At 47.6% G+C, this 15,003-nt stretch carries 10 protein-coding genes; 7 read left to right on the forward strand and 3 right to left on the reverse strand.

The annotated features are described in order from the left end of the window. Positions 1 to 384: 384 nt before the first annotated feature. Both J2Z66_RS39580 and J2Z66_RS39585 read right to left on the reverse strand, forming a co-directional pair. Positions 385 to 984: a TetR/AcrR family transcriptional regulator gene (locus J2Z66_RS39580; protein ID WP_209979143.1), complete on the reverse strand. Its 600-nt coding sequence runs from the start codon at positions 982 to 984 to the stop codon at positions 385 to 387. Positions 985 to 1,200: 216 nt separating this feature from the next. Next, on the reverse strand, positions 1,201 to 1,386 hold the full coding sequence (locus tag J2Z66_RS39585) for a hypothetical protein (protein ID WP_209979145.1): 186 nt from the start codon (positions 1,384 to 1,386) through the stop codon (positions 1,201 to 1,203). Positions 1,387 to 1,535: 149 nt separating this feature from the next. Between J2Z66_RS39585 and J2Z66_RS39590 the strand changes: the two genes are divergently transcribed. From J2Z66_RS39590 to J2Z66_RS39600, 3 genes are read left to right on the forward strand one after another with little or no spacing between them, the layout of a single operon-like run. Next, positions 1,536 to 2,537, forward strand: a complete 1,002-nt coding sequence (locus J2Z66_RS39590) for an ABC transporter ATP-binding protein (RefSeq protein WP_209979147.1) — start codon at positions 1,536 to 1,538, stop codon at positions 2,535 to 2,537. Beyond that, positions 2,534 to 3,451: an ABC transporter permease gene (locus J2Z66_RS39595; RefSeq protein WP_209979149.1), complete on the forward strand. Its 918-nt coding sequence runs from the start codon at positions 2,534 to 2,536 to the stop codon at positions 3,449 to 3,451. Before J2Z66_RS39590 ends, J2Z66_RS39595 begins: the two co-directional genes overlap by 4 nt. Then, positions 3,381 to 4,160, forward strand: a complete 780-nt coding sequence (locus tag J2Z66_RS39600) for an ABC transporter permease (RefSeq protein WP_209979151.1) — start codon at positions 3,381 to 3,383, stop codon at positions 4,158 to 4,160. Before J2Z66_RS39595 ends, J2Z66_RS39600 begins: the two co-directional genes overlap by 71 nt. 188 nt (positions 4,161 to 4,348) lie before the next feature. Here J2Z66_RS39600 and J2Z66_RS39605 read toward each other — a convergent pair whose 3' ends face one another. Next, on the reverse strand, positions 4,349 to 6,493 hold the full coding sequence (locus tag J2Z66_RS39605) for a DNA topoisomerase III (RefSeq protein WP_209979153.1): 2,145 nt from the start codon (positions 6,491 to 6,493) through the stop codon (positions 4,349 to 4,351). Between the two features lie 237 nt (positions 6,494 to 6,730). Here J2Z66_RS39605 and J2Z66_RS39610 point away from each other — a divergent pair, with 237 nt between their 5' ends. The 4 genes from J2Z66_RS39610 to odhB all read left to right on the forward strand — a co-directional run bounded on the left by J2Z66_RS39610 (position 6,731) and on the right by odhB (position 14,865). Then, positions 6,731 to 7,171, forward strand: coding sequence for a MarR family winged helix-turn-helix transcriptional regulator (locus tag J2Z66_RS39610; protein ID WP_209979155.1), 441 nt, complete (start codon positions 6,731 to 6,733; stop codon positions 7,169 to 7,171). A gap of 23 nt (positions 7,172 to 7,194) precedes the next feature. Beyond that, positions 7,195 to 10,386, forward strand: a complete 3,192-nt coding sequence (locus J2Z66_RS39615; protein WP_209979157.1) for an MMPL family transporter — start codon at positions 7,195 to 7,197, stop codon at positions 10,384 to 10,386. A gap of 280 nt (positions 10,387 to 10,666) precedes the next feature. Beyond that, a complete protein-coding gene (locus J2Z66_RS39620) occupies positions 10,667 to 13,564 on the forward strand; it encodes a 2-oxoglutarate dehydrogenase E1 component (protein ID WP_209979159.1) in 2,898 nt (965 codons plus the stop codon). Between the two features lie 5 nt (positions 13,565 to 13,569). Beyond that, positions 13,570 to 14,865 carry a 2-oxoglutarate dehydrogenase complex dihydrolipoyllysine-residue succinyltransferase gene (gene odhB / locus J2Z66_RS39625; protein WP_209979161.1) on the forward strand — a complete coding sequence of 432 codons (1,296 nt, stop codon included), beginning with the start codon at positions 13,570 to 13,572 and terminating at the stop codon, positions 14,863 to 14,865. Positions 14,866 to 15,003 lie beyond the last annotated feature (138 nt).

Raw genomic sequence — 15,003 nt, forward strand, 5'->3', positions numbered from 1 at the left:
TTATCTTTTATTCTTGACGGTTCTTTCTTTTAAAAAACCTTTGCTAGAACCCCTATTTTCATTCTTGGTGGTGACGTCGGCTACGAACGTCATGGTTGGTTTTTCATTGTTAAAAGAAGGGTTCCCCGATCAATCAGCCACTTAGCGATGTTTTTCATCGCTAAAAGAAGACAAATGGCTCCTCCGGGTGGAAAAAAGGCACTTTAACGATGTTTTTCATTGTTAAAGTAAGGTTGTGGCGACGATCCATGCTTTTAGCGATGAAAAACATCGCTAAAACAGCGGCTCTTCCTCCCAGCGCCCGAGCCCACAGCCATTCCCTCCCCTAACGACTCCAAGTTTCGATTACACTCATCAAAGGACGCCGCTGGGCATTTTTCTCATTTACTTTTTCACAAGCAGCATTTGGATCGCTTTCTCCGGAGTTACCGCGGTAATTTCCTGAATGCCCGGTATATCATGGAGCGAGAGCCCTTCCATTAACGCCACATAAATCAGCGCCAGCTCCCTGCTGTCTCCGGGCATAAAGATCCCCTCCCGCTGCCCTTCGGCAATGATTTCCGCCATCGGCCCCAGGTTATCTTGAAACCTGCCGGTTACTGCTTGCTTCACCTGCTCCGGTATCGTTTCGGATGTGCGGGCATGCTGCAAAATGATCGTATGCGCCCAGCCATTCTTATTATTCAGCCACTGCTCCGTATACCAGTATAGCTTTTGCAAAGGAGGCAGCGTCTTCTGCTGCGCTTCCTCCACAAAAGCTCTATACTCTCGCTGCGCAGATTCAACCAAAGCAATAAAAATCTCATCCTTTGAAGCAAAATACTTATATACGTTCCCGACGCTCAGTCCAGCAGTTGCGGCAATATCGGATATTTTGGTCGCCGAGAGCCCGCGGCGGGCGATTACCTGCATAGCAGCGTCCAAAATTTGAACTTTTCGCTCCATCCTCTGCTTCTGATCTTTCACGGCATTTCTTGGTGACATCGTTCTATAAGCCTCCTGCCCAGTAGTGATACACTAAAGATAGCACAGTTGGCTGGATGAACTCTAGCAGGCTTGCTTGTATGTATATCAGGTATTGGATAAAAATTATGTCAAGCTTCGAAAGCGTCAGTAGCACCAGTTAGCATCAGTTAGCATCAGTTAGCATCAGTCAGCATCAGTCAGCATCAGTCAGCCACCGGAGCGCCACAGATCGCATTAAGCCTCCGCCTGTTGGTTCTCTATTGAAACCGATAAAACCGACTCCATTTCCTCTTGCTTTTTTCCTGGTTTAAAGTGATAGTAATTGTAGTGATAATGCTTTTTACATAATCCCTTTGCATAATGAAACCCGCTGCAGCCTTCCAGACTGCATATTTTTCTGACCCCTCGTTTTCTTCCCATGCCCTTGAATACCTCCCATAGGTTCACATTTTTTAAACTTCAAAATTCTCCACTGATTTCAATATGAAAATAGTAACAGACTCACATGAACAAATAATGAACAACTTTATATATGCTATATACTTGCAGTCCATAGTGGAGGTGAACCCATGATAGTTTTGGAAAATGTTAGCAAAAAATTCAAAGTATCTCAAAGGAAAAAGGGGCTTTTCAATTTTTTGATGAGCGCTGTAAACCCTAAATACTCGACTAAGCTTGCCGTAGATAACTTGAATTTTTCCATAGCTCCCGGTGAAATTGTAGGTTATATCGGTCCAAACGGAGCAGGCAAATCAACGACCATTAAAATGCTATGCGGGATTCTCACTCCTTCTGAGGGCAAAGTATGGATCAGCGGACTTGATCCGTCGAATGAGCGAAATCGAAAGAAGGTCACTACACAAATCGGGGTCGTTTTTGGTCAACGGACTCAGCTATGGATGGACCTCCCCCTTGTGGACTCTTTACGCCTGAACCAAAAAATATATGGTATTGACGAAAAGGCTTTTCAACAGCAGCTGAAGTTATTTGATGATACTTTGTCTATAGGCAGTTTTCTGCACACACCCGTTCGCCAACTGAGCTTAGGTCAAAGGATGCGCGGCGACCTGGTGGCCTCACTTTTGCATAGACCGAGTATTTTGTTTCTGGATGAGCCCACAATAGGGCTTGACGTTCTCGCCAAAGATGCACTTCGAAAAATGATCCGGGAAATTAATCATCAATACGGGGTAACCGTCATCTTAACCACGCATGATATGAGCGATATTGAGGAGACTTGTAAGCGCATCATTTTAATAGATAACGGAACCCTTCAATTTGACGGATCTTTGGATGATATTAAACAAAAATACGGCAGTCATCGTACGCTTTTTGTGGAATTTTATCATAAACCGGCACAGCTTCATTTGCCCGAGCTTGAACTCCTAAAAACGGTTGATAACAAATACTGGTACTCCTTTGATTATACAACTTCCAATCCCTCGGATTTATTAACAAAAATAGCTGCACAAGCCGCTATCAAAGATTTAAGTGTGAATGAAATAAAAGTGGAAGACATTATCCGGCAAATCTATTCGGAAAGAAAGCTGATGCGGGAGGGGCTCGGGTGAAGTTCCTTTATGTGTTTTATTTATCCTTCAAATCCCAAACCATCTATTTAGCTCATGTATACATGTCCATTATGTTTGCACTAACACAGGTTGTCGTTCTGTTTTTTTTCTGGAAAGCCGTGTACACAGGCCGTACTCTCATCGACACCTACACCTTCCAGGATATGATAACGTATATTTTAATGGCTCAAATTATTGATTTACTTATTTTTTTCTCAATTGAACGATACATAAGCTCACAGCTGGCAGATGGAAGCATCGGTGTTAGATTGCATAAACCCATCAGCTTTCCTGTCTATGTGATGTTTGATCAAATGGGCCATACTGGCTTTCGTATCATGACTTCCGTTTTACCGATGTTTTTCATCGTCCTTTTCTTTTTCGACGTCCATATTTCACTTACCTTTATTGAAAGCCTGGTGTTCATCTTTAGCTTGATTGCGTCTTGGATACTCCTCTATTGCATTCAGTTTATTTTTGGACTTTTTGTTTTTTTTACAATGGCAGATGGCGGTATACGGGGCTTGAGGGTAACCTTGGTGCGGCTGCTCTCAGGCTCCTTGGTCCCTTTATCGATGTATCCAGACTGGCTGCAGCTCGTAGTGATGAATATACCGTTGAAGTTGATCTATTTTGTACCCTTGTCGATTTTAACAGGTAAGCATACATCCGATTTCGCCAATAAATATGATGTAATCCATCAAATACTTATCAAACTGGGGATGCCTTCATTAATGGCCATTACGGTCGAAATTATAGTATGGTTGGCCGTCTTTCTTCTGAGTGTGAACTATTTGTGGAACCAAACAAAACGCGATGTAGTTATCCAAGGGGGTAAAGATTTTGAAAACCCTGCAACTTTTTTATCAATATCAAAGGCTGCATTATGCGAAGTGGGGACAGTATACGAGTAATTTTGTAATCGAGGCATTGACATCATTGTTAGAGCTCACGATCGGTCTTTTAACTTTAAGTATTGTGTTTTCGAAAATTAACCTGTTAGGCGGCTGGTCACTCCCAGAGATGCTATTGCTCTATGCAACCTGGATTCTTGGGCTTTCTTTCTATCACACCTTCGGTCAAAATATTGCCGAGCTATCCAATTATATTCGTACTGGTGCCTTCGATCTAATATTGATGAAACCTGTCCACCCCTTATTCCATATGGTCTGTCTGGGATTAAATACGAAGGAATTAAGCCGAATGGCGTATGGCATCGTTATCCTTATTGTGGCGGTGAATATCGGAAATTTCCCGGTCGAACCCTACACATGGTTCATTTACATCCTGATGGTGCTATTCTGCAACCTGCTAAATTTCGCGCTCTATGCGACAGCTGTGAGTGTGTGCTTTTGGCTCGGCTACCTCCCCTCTCTCTATGGTATTTTGTTCAGCTTCACTAACGTCATGCAATATCCACTCGATATTTATCCAAGTTTGATTCGATTGGTTTTCATTGTTCTTCCGCTTTCCTTCACAAGTTATTTTCCTGCTATGTATTTACTGGACAAGCATGGAGGATCAATGGGCTTTCTTACGCCTGTAATCGCAATAATCTGGACCCTGCTTGCTGTAAAACTGTGGAACAAAGGCATCCGGTATTATCAAAGTACTGGGAACTAAGTTGCACCTACACGGCACCCCAGACAGCGAAAAAAGGCTCCTTAGTGATGAAAAACATCATTAAAGAGCCTGATTCTTTGAAACTTCATCACTTAAGGATGAAAAACATCACTAAAGTACGGATTTGTAGCTTGCCAGCGAATGAATCGGCTCTATAGCGATGAGAGAGCTTAAGAAAGTCAGCTAAGCTATTTATCGCCGCCAGACTTGTTTAAAGCAGCTTTAAGCGCGTCGGCCAGGCTCGAAGTAAGCGGCTCGGCTTCGCTGAATTGTTTGACGAGCTGCGACTGCTCCTTTTTGCTGGCGCGGCTATTTTCTTCATTTAACATCTCAATGACGTTACAGCGTCTGCACTGGGCATACTTCCCTGCCTTCCCCGTATGCAGCTCCATCTTCTTCATACATTGCGGGCAGCGTTTGTTAATAACCGCAGGCTCGGCCGAACGCCGGTATTCACATTCGCGATTGGAGCAAACCAGTGTTTTGCCGCGCTTGCTGTTGCGCTCCATCAAGAGATTGCTGCATTCAGGGCACTTGGAATGAGTCAGATTATGCGGCTTGTACACAACCTCGCTGATCTTCACTTCACGGACCAGCTGGGCCGCCTGCGCACGAATCCCTTCCATGAATTTGCCACGGTTCCCCTTGCCGCGGGCGATACGTTCCAGCTCCAGCTCCCACTCAGCTGTCAGCTCAGGCGAACGCAGCTCGTTGGCCGCCAGCTCGATCAGCTGCTTTCCTTTGCCGGTAGGAACCAGATTCTTTAAGCGCCGCTCAATCGTATCGCTCGACAAGAGCTTCTCGATAATATCAGCACGCGTAGCCGGTGTGCCCAGGTTATGCTTCTCCATCTGAGAAAGCAGCGAAGCTTCGGTATAGCGGCTTGGCGGGAGCGTCATCAGCTCCTGCGCCCGGCAGCCTTTGAGCTTTAACAGGTCGCCTTCCTTCAGCTCGGGCAGCAGTTGCCTCGTTGTCTGACGGTCATCACGATCGACCTCCTCATCCTCATCGGATGACTCCGGAACGCTGCCATAAACCTCTTTCCAGCCTGCATCCTTCTGCACCCTGCCCTTGGCAAAGAACAGCTCTCCAGCAGCCTTGAGGGTAAGACTTGTTTCTTCATAACGGTACGGAGGATAAAACAAAGCAATGAAGCGCCTTACTATAAGATCGTACAACTTGCGCTCCTCTACGCTTAATGCATTCAGATTAAGAAATTGCTCTGTAGGAATAATAGCATGATGGTCCGTAACCTTCGTATCGTCAACAATTCGCTTCGTGATCGCAAGCGGCTTGCGCAGCAAAGGCTTGGCTAATGCCGCATAGGGACCTACCGAAACGCTTTCCAATCGGCTCTTCAGCGTCGAAGCCATATCAGAGGTTAAATGACGCGAATCGGTTCGCGGATAAGTAACGAGCTTATGCTGCTCATAAAGCCGCTGAAGCACATTGGATGTCTGCTTGGCCGTAAAGCCATGGCGTTTGTTCGCATCCCTTTGAAGCTCAGTCAAATCGTAAGCCAGAGGCTGCGGTTCCATCTTCTCTGTTTTATTCAGCCTTAAGAGTCTTACATCTGCTGTCTTCACTTTATTCACGATCTCATCTGCTTTATCCTTGGCAAAAAGCCGGCCGTCCTGCTGCTCTCCGCCGCGCCATTTCGCCTGGAAGGAACCGAGATCAAGCGTAACGTTCCAATAAGCCACAGGCTTAAAATTGGTGATTTCCGACTCCCTGGCCATTAACGTTGCGAGGGTTGGCGTCTGCACACGACCAGCTGACAGCTGCGCGTCATACTTGCAGGTTAACGCACGTGTGACGTTAAGTCCGATTAACCAGTCGGCTTCCGCGCGGCACACAGCTGAAGCGTACAAGTTATCGTATTCCCTGCCTGGTCTCAGCTTGGAAAACCCTTCACGAATCGCCTTGTCCGTCTGCGAAGAAATCCACAAACGCTTAAAAGGCTTCCGCCAATGCGCCATTTCCATAATCCAGCGGGCTACTAGTTCGCCTTCGCGTCCAGCATCCGTAGCCACGATCAACTCGCCAAGATCACTGCGTTTGCAAAGCTGGGCTATCGCTTTATATTGGTGCGATGTTTCCTTAATGATTTTCAGCTTCATCGTTGGCGGCAGCAGAGGAAGATCCTCAAGCCTCCACGTTTTGTACTTATTATCATAATCTTCGGGTTCAGCCAGCTCAACAAGATGGCCCAGCGCCCAGGTAACCACATAATTAGGCCCTTCAAAAAAGCTTTTCTGTCTCTGTCCACAGCCAAGCACACGGGCAATTTCCTTCGCCACACTCGGCTTTTCACATAATACTAATGATTTCATTCGATCTCCCCAATATGTATAAGATTTCTTTTTATTATACCATTCCTGGGAAAAGAATCACCTTCCTTCAGAGCCTTAGCTTGAAATGCAACATTTTGTTCACTTTTTGACAGATGTTATGCCTTGACTTTGCAGACTTGAATGGATATAGTTTCATTATGAAACAATTCATCTATGAAACTTTACAGCAGTGAAACTGTATCACAATCAAACTTATAAACAGAAATGGAGGAAATCATGAAAAAAGAGCTGCTTAAAGACATTATTTCCCGCTACGAAGCTGCATCTTTTGCCGTCGACCGTAAATTGAATGCCATTATTAAAGATCGCATGCCTGAGGAGCTTACCGTCGATCAGTTTTCAACGATCCGGTACATCCGTAAGCGCGGCAAATGCACATCATCTGAGCTCTCAGACAGTTTTTGTGTAGGTAAAAGCTCGATCACAGCCATTATTACGCGCCTCTTCGATAAAGAGCTCCTGGAACGGATGCCTGACGAAAAGGACAGACGGGTCACTTACCTGTCGCTAACTGTAAAGGGTGCGCAGCTTGCAGACGAAATGGAAGAGAAGATTCAGGTGCTGCTCGCCTCCTATATCAAGCATTTTGATGAGCAGGAAGCCATACAATTTATCGAAACCTACGAAAAGCTGGCTAGTGTACTTAGTAAGCCGTAAGAGAGGAGAACAAGTGGGACCTAATGAGAACTGTACTAAAATTTAAATGGCTGATCCTTGCTGTATGGATAGCCGCTGCTGTGGGGATGTTTCTGTCAGCACCTAACATGGAGGAACTAGTCCGTGATAAAGGTCAGGTTAATGTGCCGGATGGCTATTCCTCGACCAACGCGGCACAAATGCTCGCAGATATGCAGGCAAATCAGACGGAGGGTAACGCCGGTGTAGCGACCGTACTGGTCTTTCATAACGATAGTGGCCTCTCCTCCGCTGATATACAGCAGGTTCAAACTGCTATTACGAAGCTTGAAGATAATAAGGAGAATTACGGAATTAACTCCGTGACCTCTCATTTCGACAACAAAGAGCTTGAAAAGCAAATGGTTGCCAAGGACGGAAAAACGATATTGGCACTTATCGATGTCGCCAGTGACGGCCGTACTCCGGGAGAAATGAGTGACACGCTCTATGAAGCTATCTCTGATGTATCAGTGGAGCATTACTACACAGGTAACTGGCTGATTTCGGAAGACGTCGTACAGAGCTCGCAGGAAGGCCTGAAAAAAACGGAATTTATTACCCTCATCTTTATTATGGGAATCTTATTCCTGGTGTTCCGCTCAGCGGTTGCTCCCTTTATTCCTCTACTGACTGTGGGATTCAGTTACCTGGTCTCCCAATCGGTGGTCGCCTTTTTAGTTGAATATATGGACTTTCCGCTTTCCAATTTCACACAGATCTTTATGGTTGCCGTGCTGTTTGGAATCGGAACCGACTATTGTATTTTGTTAATCAGCCGTTATAAGGAAGAGCTCGCACATTCGGACAATCGGACAGAAGCCATTGTGACTACTTACCGGACAGCCGGGAAAACGGTGCTTTACTCCGGGCTAGCCGTTCTGGTCGGGTTCTCCTCCATCGGTTTCTCCACCTTTATGCTGTATCGTTCGGCAGTCGCGGTAGCCGTTGGCGTCGCCGTCATGCTCATCGCCTTATTCACGATCGTGCCGTTCTTCATGTCCGTTCTGGGCAAAAAGATTTTCTGGCCTTCCAAAGGAAAGCTGGAGCATAAGCCAAGCAAGCTGTGGGGAGCGGTCGGCAAGTTTTCCTTGAAGCGTCCGCTGTGGGCTCTGCTCATTCTGGCTGTAGTCACCGTGCCTTTCCTGGTTGCCTATCAAGGTAAAACCTCCTTCAATTCCTTGGATGAAATCGGTGATAAATATAAATCTGTCAAGGCCTTTAATGTGATCTCGGACAGCTTCGGACCTGGAGATTCACTGCCTTCGACTGTGGTTGTGAAGTCCGGCAAGCCGCTGGATTCGGCGGAAGGACTTGCTGCGGTAGAGCAGATCAGCCGTGAGCTGGCAAAAGTCGATGGCGTAAAAACAGTTCGAAGTGCTACCCGCCCTGCTGGCGACACTCTCGATGATCTTCAAGTGACAGATCAGGTTACCAAACTTAGCACAGGCATCGGGCAAAGCGGAGATGGCCTCGGCGAAATTGGCAAGGGCTTATCTGATGCCAGCAGCGCCTTGAACGAAAATGCGCCTAAATTAAATCAGGCTGTAAGCGGCGTGGATGATCTCATCAGCGGTACCGAGGGTCTTAAGGCCGGTATCGTTCAGCTCGGCGATGGTCTAAGGCAGCTCCAGACTGGACTGCGCAGCGGCACAACGGGAGCGGGCGAGCTAAAAGCCGGCTTGGCTCAGGCCCAGGCAAGTGCGGAGAAGCTTAGCGCAGCAAGCAAAGAGCTGCTCGGCGGATACAAGGAAATGGGCACTGGCCTTGGCCAGCTGGCAAAAGGCTACGGCGATATAACCGGACAGCAGGCAGCTCTTGCCCAAAGTCTCTCCGATCTTGGCCAAGGGCTCCAAGGACTGCTGCAAAAGTATCCGGACCTGCAAAATGATGCTGACTTTCAGCGTGCTCAAGGAACAGTTACGGAGCTTGAATCCAGCGCTTCGCAGGTGAATGACGGACTCAAGCAGCTGAATGCCCAGCTTTCCGGTATCGCTGGTGGTATTGGACAAGCGAATTCAGCCTTCCAGCAGGCAGCCGAAGGTCAGGCAGCTTTGGCGCAAGGACTTGCCGGACTTGTTGATGGCATTGCTCAGCTTCAGTCAGGCATCGCCCAAGCCGCTGAAGGGCAAGGCCAGATTGTAACGAAGCTGCCAAGCATTACCCAAGGGTTTGACCAGCTGACGGACGGACAAAAAGAGCTGCAATCCGGCTTCTCCCAATTGAATGCGCAGCTTGGAGAGCTGACGGACGGATTGGATAAAAGCGTTGACGGCCTGTCGCAGGTATCGGGAGGTCTCGCAACAGCTCAAGACTTCCTGAAGGAGCTATCCAATGCACCAGACAAGCAATTGACAGGCTGGTACATTCCACAAGAGGCTATTGCAAATGAGCAATTCCAGACTGCACTTGATATTTATTTGTCAACGGACCGGAAAACGGCCAAATTCGACATCATATTTAGCGGCAACCCTTATGAAATCGAGACACTGGAAAAAATAAACGATTTGGAAGCCGCAGCTGTGCGGGCACTTAAAGGCACATCCTATCAAGACACCGTTGTAGCAATAGATGGAGTCTCAAGTATGAATAACGATCTTCGGGACATCTCTGCGGAGGACTACTCCCGTACCATGATGCTCATGATTATCGGAATCGGACTCATTCTTATTATTATGTTCCGCTCCATCGTCATCCCGGTTTATCTGATTTTGTCATTGATGCTTACGTTCTACACTTCAATGGCTATTACTGAATTGATTTTCGTCCGCATGATCGGACTCTCGGGCATAAGCTGGGCCGTACCGTTCTTCGGATTTGTTATGCTGATGGCGCTTGGTATCGACTATAGCATTTTCCTTATGGACCGCTTTAAAGAATTTAAGCATCTTTCCCCTCAGGAAGGCATTCTCAAGTCGATGAGAACGATGGGGACGGTGATTATGTCCGCCGCGCTCATACTCGGAGGCACCTTCGCCGCTATGCTTCCTTCGGGAGTTATGTCGCTGCTGCAGATTGCTACGATCGTGCTGTGCGGGTTGTTCCTGTACGCCATGGTCATGCTGCCGCTGTTCATTCCTGTTATGGTGCGCGTGTTTGGCGAAGCCAACTGGTGGCCGTTCATGAAGCGTAAGGAGCAGGACTCCTCAGTGATGGAGCCGCTCGCCGGTTCCGCTGCCAGCACAAAGGAGCTTTAAATTATAAATGTATAGTTCTTAATAGAACCACATAAATAAAGCCATATTATAGAGACATTCCGCCTGTTTGATCAGGGGAATGTCTCTTTTCATTTTTCCGCTAATGATGATATAAATAATTAAATAATCAATCTAATTGCGAGATGATATTGAACTAATATTGCTATTTAAGTTAATCGTATGTTTTGTACTATAATAGAGCTATGTGGAAATAGTGGTAGCAGGAAGATGTTGTTTATATCCCTCACCCTAGAAAAAACATAAAGACGGAGGTATTCACGTGCCGATTGACAATGATAGAACGCAGGATCCATGGGAAAGCTATTATGGCCCAAATCTTGGCTATATCCAAGAGCAGTACGAACGGTTTATACAAGACCCCGATTCGGTAGCTGACGAGTATCGAGAATTGTTTGCCCAATTAGGCGAACCGCCTCAATCCGCTCCTTCCGAGCAGGGTGTAGAAACCGCTACCACCCCAAAATCAAATAAAGCTTCCTCTCCTCAACAACTAGACTCTAAAATGTTAAAAAATGCCGTTGCGGCTGGTAAATTAGTCTGGAATATCCGCACCTTCGGTCATCTGGCTGCTGATATCGATCCGCTTGATATAAGCGGACAGGTAAGCAATCGGATGCTTGAGCCGGAAACCTATGACATCAATCAAGCCGATTTGGCTGCGTTGCCTGCAGAGCTGGTTTGGGAAGATGTTCCTTACGATGTGGCTAACGGCTGGGAAGCCATTCAGAAGCTTCGCCAAGTGTACACAGGTACCATTGCCTTTGAATTTGGCCATGTACACGATGAGAAGGAGCGCAGCTGGTTGAATCAGCGTGCTGAAGTGGTCATTCCACGTACAGTGCTTACTGATTCCGAAAGAAAAGCCCTGCTTTCCAGGCTGCTCGAAGCTGAGCAGTTCGAAGACTTTCTGCACCGTACCTTTGTCGGCCAAAAGCGTTTTTCGGCAGAAGGTACCGATGTCGTAGTTGCTTTAACGAATGAAATGGTTCATGAGCTCGCCAACGATGGGGCACGCCATATTTTAATGGGCATGGCTCACCGCGGGCGTTTAAATGTGCTGGCTCACGTTCTGGGCAAGCCGTACAGCAAGATCTTCTCAGAATTTCATCATTCGCCAAATAAAAACCTCATTCCTTCGGAAGGCTCTATCGGCATCAATTATGGCTGGACCGGGGATGTCAAATACCATCTTGGAGCGAATCGTTCTTTCAAATTGGGAGAAACGGTCGATACCCGCCTAACACTTGCGAACAACCCAAGTCACTTGGAATTCGTGAATCCTGTTGTGGAGGGTTTTACTCGCGCAGCTCAGGAAGACCGCAGTCAGCCTGGCTATCCGCAGCTTGATCTGGATTGTGCGGCCGCTATTATCTTACACGGTGATGCTGCATTTCCTGGTGAAGGCATCGTAGCAGAAACTTTAAATCTGAATAGTCTGCCAGGATATCTTAATGGCGGAACGCTTCATATCATCGTCAACAACCGGATCGGCTTCACTACGGAGAGCTTCAATTCCCGCTCCACCCATTATGCCAGCGATTTGGCCAAGGGGTATGAGGTGCCTATCGTTCACGTCAATGCTGATGATCCGGAAGCATGTATAGCTGCAGCAAGAATGGCCAGCGAATACCGCACCCTGTTCAAGAAAGATTTTCTAATTGATTTAATTGGCTACCGCCGTTACGGACATAATGAAACAGATGATCCGGAAACAACCCAGCCGCTCATTTACAAAAAAGTGAAAAGCCACCCTACCGTGAGCAAGATTTATGCGGATAGGCTTATTAGTGAAGGCGTTATTACTAGCGAGCAAGCTGAGCAGATGAAGCTGGATATCCAGAATCGGCTGCGGGAAGCTTACGATGAGATGAAGCAGCGTGAAGAGCAAGAGCCTGTTCAGCAAACTCAAGTCATCGCAAATGACCCTAGAATTGGTGAGTCCGTTGCTGCCGTATCACTGGATAAGCTGCGTCAATTCAATTCTGCCTTGCTGCAATGGCCGGAGAAATTCAATGTTTATCCGAAGCTGCAGCGCATTCTGGAGCGCCGGGCCAACGCCTTGAACGAAGGTGAAAAGGTCGATTGGGGACATGCCGAGACATTAGCCTTCTCATCTATACTTGCAGATGGCAGACCTATTCGTCTCAGCGGCCAGGACGTAGAACGGGCTACATTCGCCCATCGTAATCTGATGCTGCACGATGCTGAAACTGGCGATACCTTCTGTCCGCTGCACCAGCTGCCGCAAGCCAAGGCATCTTTTGCCATTCATAACAGCCCGCTGGCGGAAGCTTCCGTCCTCGGCTTCGAATATGGCTATAACGTTTATGCTCCCGAAACAATGGTCATTTGGGAGGCACAATACGGTGACTTTATGAACGCTGCCCAAGTGCTTATCGATCAGTTTATTTCTGCGGGACAGTCCAAATGGTCGCAGAAATCAAGCCTTGTTATGCTGCTGCCTCATGGCTACGAAGGACAAGGACCTGAACACTCGAGCGCCCGCCTTGAGCGCTTCCTCCAATTGTCTGGTGAAGACAACTGGGCGGTTGCCAACCTGAGCAGTGCTGCTCAGTATTACCACATACTCCGCCGTCAAGCGGCGATAGCTGGAACCGAGTCTGCACGCCCGCTCATCATCATGGCTCCCAAGAGCCTGATACGTAATCCGCGTGTAGCATCTACGGGGAAAGAACTTAGTGAAGGCACCTTCCAGGCCATTTTGGAACAGCCGGGATTGGCCCAGCATCCAGAACGCGTAGAGCGTCTCGTTCTCTGCACAGGTAAAGTTGCCATTGATCTTGCGGAAGCTCTGGACAAAGAGCCTGGCAAAGATTTTGATTGGCTGCATATCGTTCGCATTGAACAGCTCTATCCGTTCCCAAGCAAGGAAATTGCTGCGGTTATCCAAAGATTGCCACAGGTCAAGGAAATCGTCTGGGTTCAGGAAGAACCGCAAAACATGGGAGCTTGGAGTTATATGGATCCCTATATCAGGAAGCATGCGCCAGAAGGAACGACTGTCCGTTATTTGGGTCGTCCTGAGCGTTCCAGCCCTGCAAGCGGCTATCAAACTGTACACAGCTTAGAACAGAATTACATTGTTTCACAAACGCTAAAGCCAAGTCCAACACTAGCGTATCAAACAGGGAGGTGACGTCCATGCACGAAATTATAGTACCAGCGATGGGTGAATCGATAACCGAAGGAACTATTTCCAAGTGGGTTGTAAAAGAGGGCGACTCCGTCAATCAGGGAGACTTGCTGCTCGAACTAGAGACAGATAAAGTAAACTTAGAAATCAGCGCTGAGCAAAGCGGAGTGCTGAAGCAAATTATTCGTCAAGAAGGCGACACTGTACAAATCGGTGAAGTCATTGGCACCATCAGCTCCGGCGAAGGAGCTGGAGCTCCAAGCGCAGCTGCTAACAGCACTGAGGGCGCTTCTTCCACTGCACAGACAGCAGAAGCTCCTGCGGCTGCAAAACCGTCTGAGCCTGCGGCTGAAGTGAGCAGCGCCAGTTTATCCGCTTCTCCGGGAGCAAGAAAGCTCGCCAGAGAAAAAGGCATCGATTTGACTCAAATGCAAGCCCGTGATCCACTAGGCCGCATTTCTCAAGAAGATGTCAAATCGTTCGGCGACCGTCCTTCTCAGCCTGCTCAATCCTCTGCAGCCCCATCTGGGCAGCGTGAGGCGCAGAAGCCTTCTGGTTCTTCAGCAAGCAAGCCCGCTGAGGCACCAGCATTTAATCCTGCCAAGCCGGCTGAACGTCAAAAGATGTCACGCCGTCGCCTGACCATTGCTACCCGTTTGGTTGAAGCTCAAAGAACAGCTGCTATGCTAACTACATTCAATGAAGTAGACATGTCAGCGATTATGGATATTCGCAAACGCCGCAAGCAATCGTTCCAGGAAAAACACGAAGTCGGTCTTGGCTTCATGTCATTTTTCACCAAAGCAGTTGTTGGCGCATTAAAGGCGTTCCCTCTGCTGAATGCGGAAATTGATGGAGAAGACATTATCGTGAAGCAGTATTATGATATCGGTATTGCGGTATCTGCCAAAGAAGGACTTGTTGTTCCTGTTGTCCGTGGCGCAGACCGTCTTGGCTTTGCCGAGATAGAAAAGCAAATAGGCCTGTTGGCAGGCAAAGCCCGTGCTAACTCACTAGGACTATCCGATTTACAGGGCGGCACCTTCACGATTACGAATGGCGGCACGTTCGGGTCCCTGCTCTCAACGCCAATTTTAAACTCACCACAGGTAGGTATTCTGGGCATGCATAAAATTCAGACGCGCCCGGTTGCCATCGATCAGGAAAGAATGGAAAATCGTCCGATGATGTACATCGCACTTTCCTACGATCACCGCATCGTTGACGGATCAGAAGCCGTTCGCTTCCTGGTTAAAGTCAAAGAGATGCTTGAAGATCCTGAAACACTGCTCCTCGAGGGTTAATTATATGAAGGACTTGGCCATTTTCATAGGGTCAGGTCCTTTTTCTTTTGCCTTTATACTCCTTTTCACTCCATGTTCTATCCTTTTTCTCACAGATTCCCCTCACAGCTGATAACGCCCACACTCCAAGAAAGCCTC

Source organism: Paenibacillus eucommiae (assembly GCF_017874215.1).
Classification (GTDB): Bacteria; Bacillota; Bacilli; order Paenibacillales; family NBRC-103111; genus Paenibacillus_AI; species Paenibacillus_AI eucommiae.

Bases quoted from the DNA above. Each gene is read 5' to 3' on its own strand.
- J2Z66_RS39580 (WP_209979143.1), bottom strand. From the start codon at position 984: ATGTCACCAAGAAATGCCGTGAAAGATCAGAAGCAGAGGATGGAGCGA.
- J2Z66_RS39585 (WP_209979145.1), bottom strand. From the start codon at position 1,386: ATGGGAAGAAAACGAGGGGTCAGAAAAATATGCAGTCTGGAAGGCTGC.
- J2Z66_RS39590 (WP_209979147.1), top strand. From the start codon at position 1,536: ATGATAGTTTTGGAAAATGTTAGCAAAAAATTCAAAGTATCTCAAAGG.
- J2Z66_RS39605 (WP_209979153.1), bottom strand. From the start codon at position 6,493: ATGAAATCATTAGTATTATGTGAAAAGCCGAGTGTGGCGAAGGAAATT.
- J2Z66_RS39610 (WP_209979155.1), top strand. From the start codon at position 6,731: ATGAAAAAAGAGCTGCTTAAAGACATTATTTCCCGCTACGAAGCTGCA.
- J2Z66_RS39615 (WP_209979157.1), top strand. From the start codon at position 7,195: ATGAGAACTGTACTAAAATTTAAATGGCTGATCCTTGCTGTATGGATA.
- odhB (WP_209979161.1), top strand. From the start codon at position 13,570: ATGCACGAAATTATAGTACCAGCGATGGGTGAATCGATAACCGAAGGA.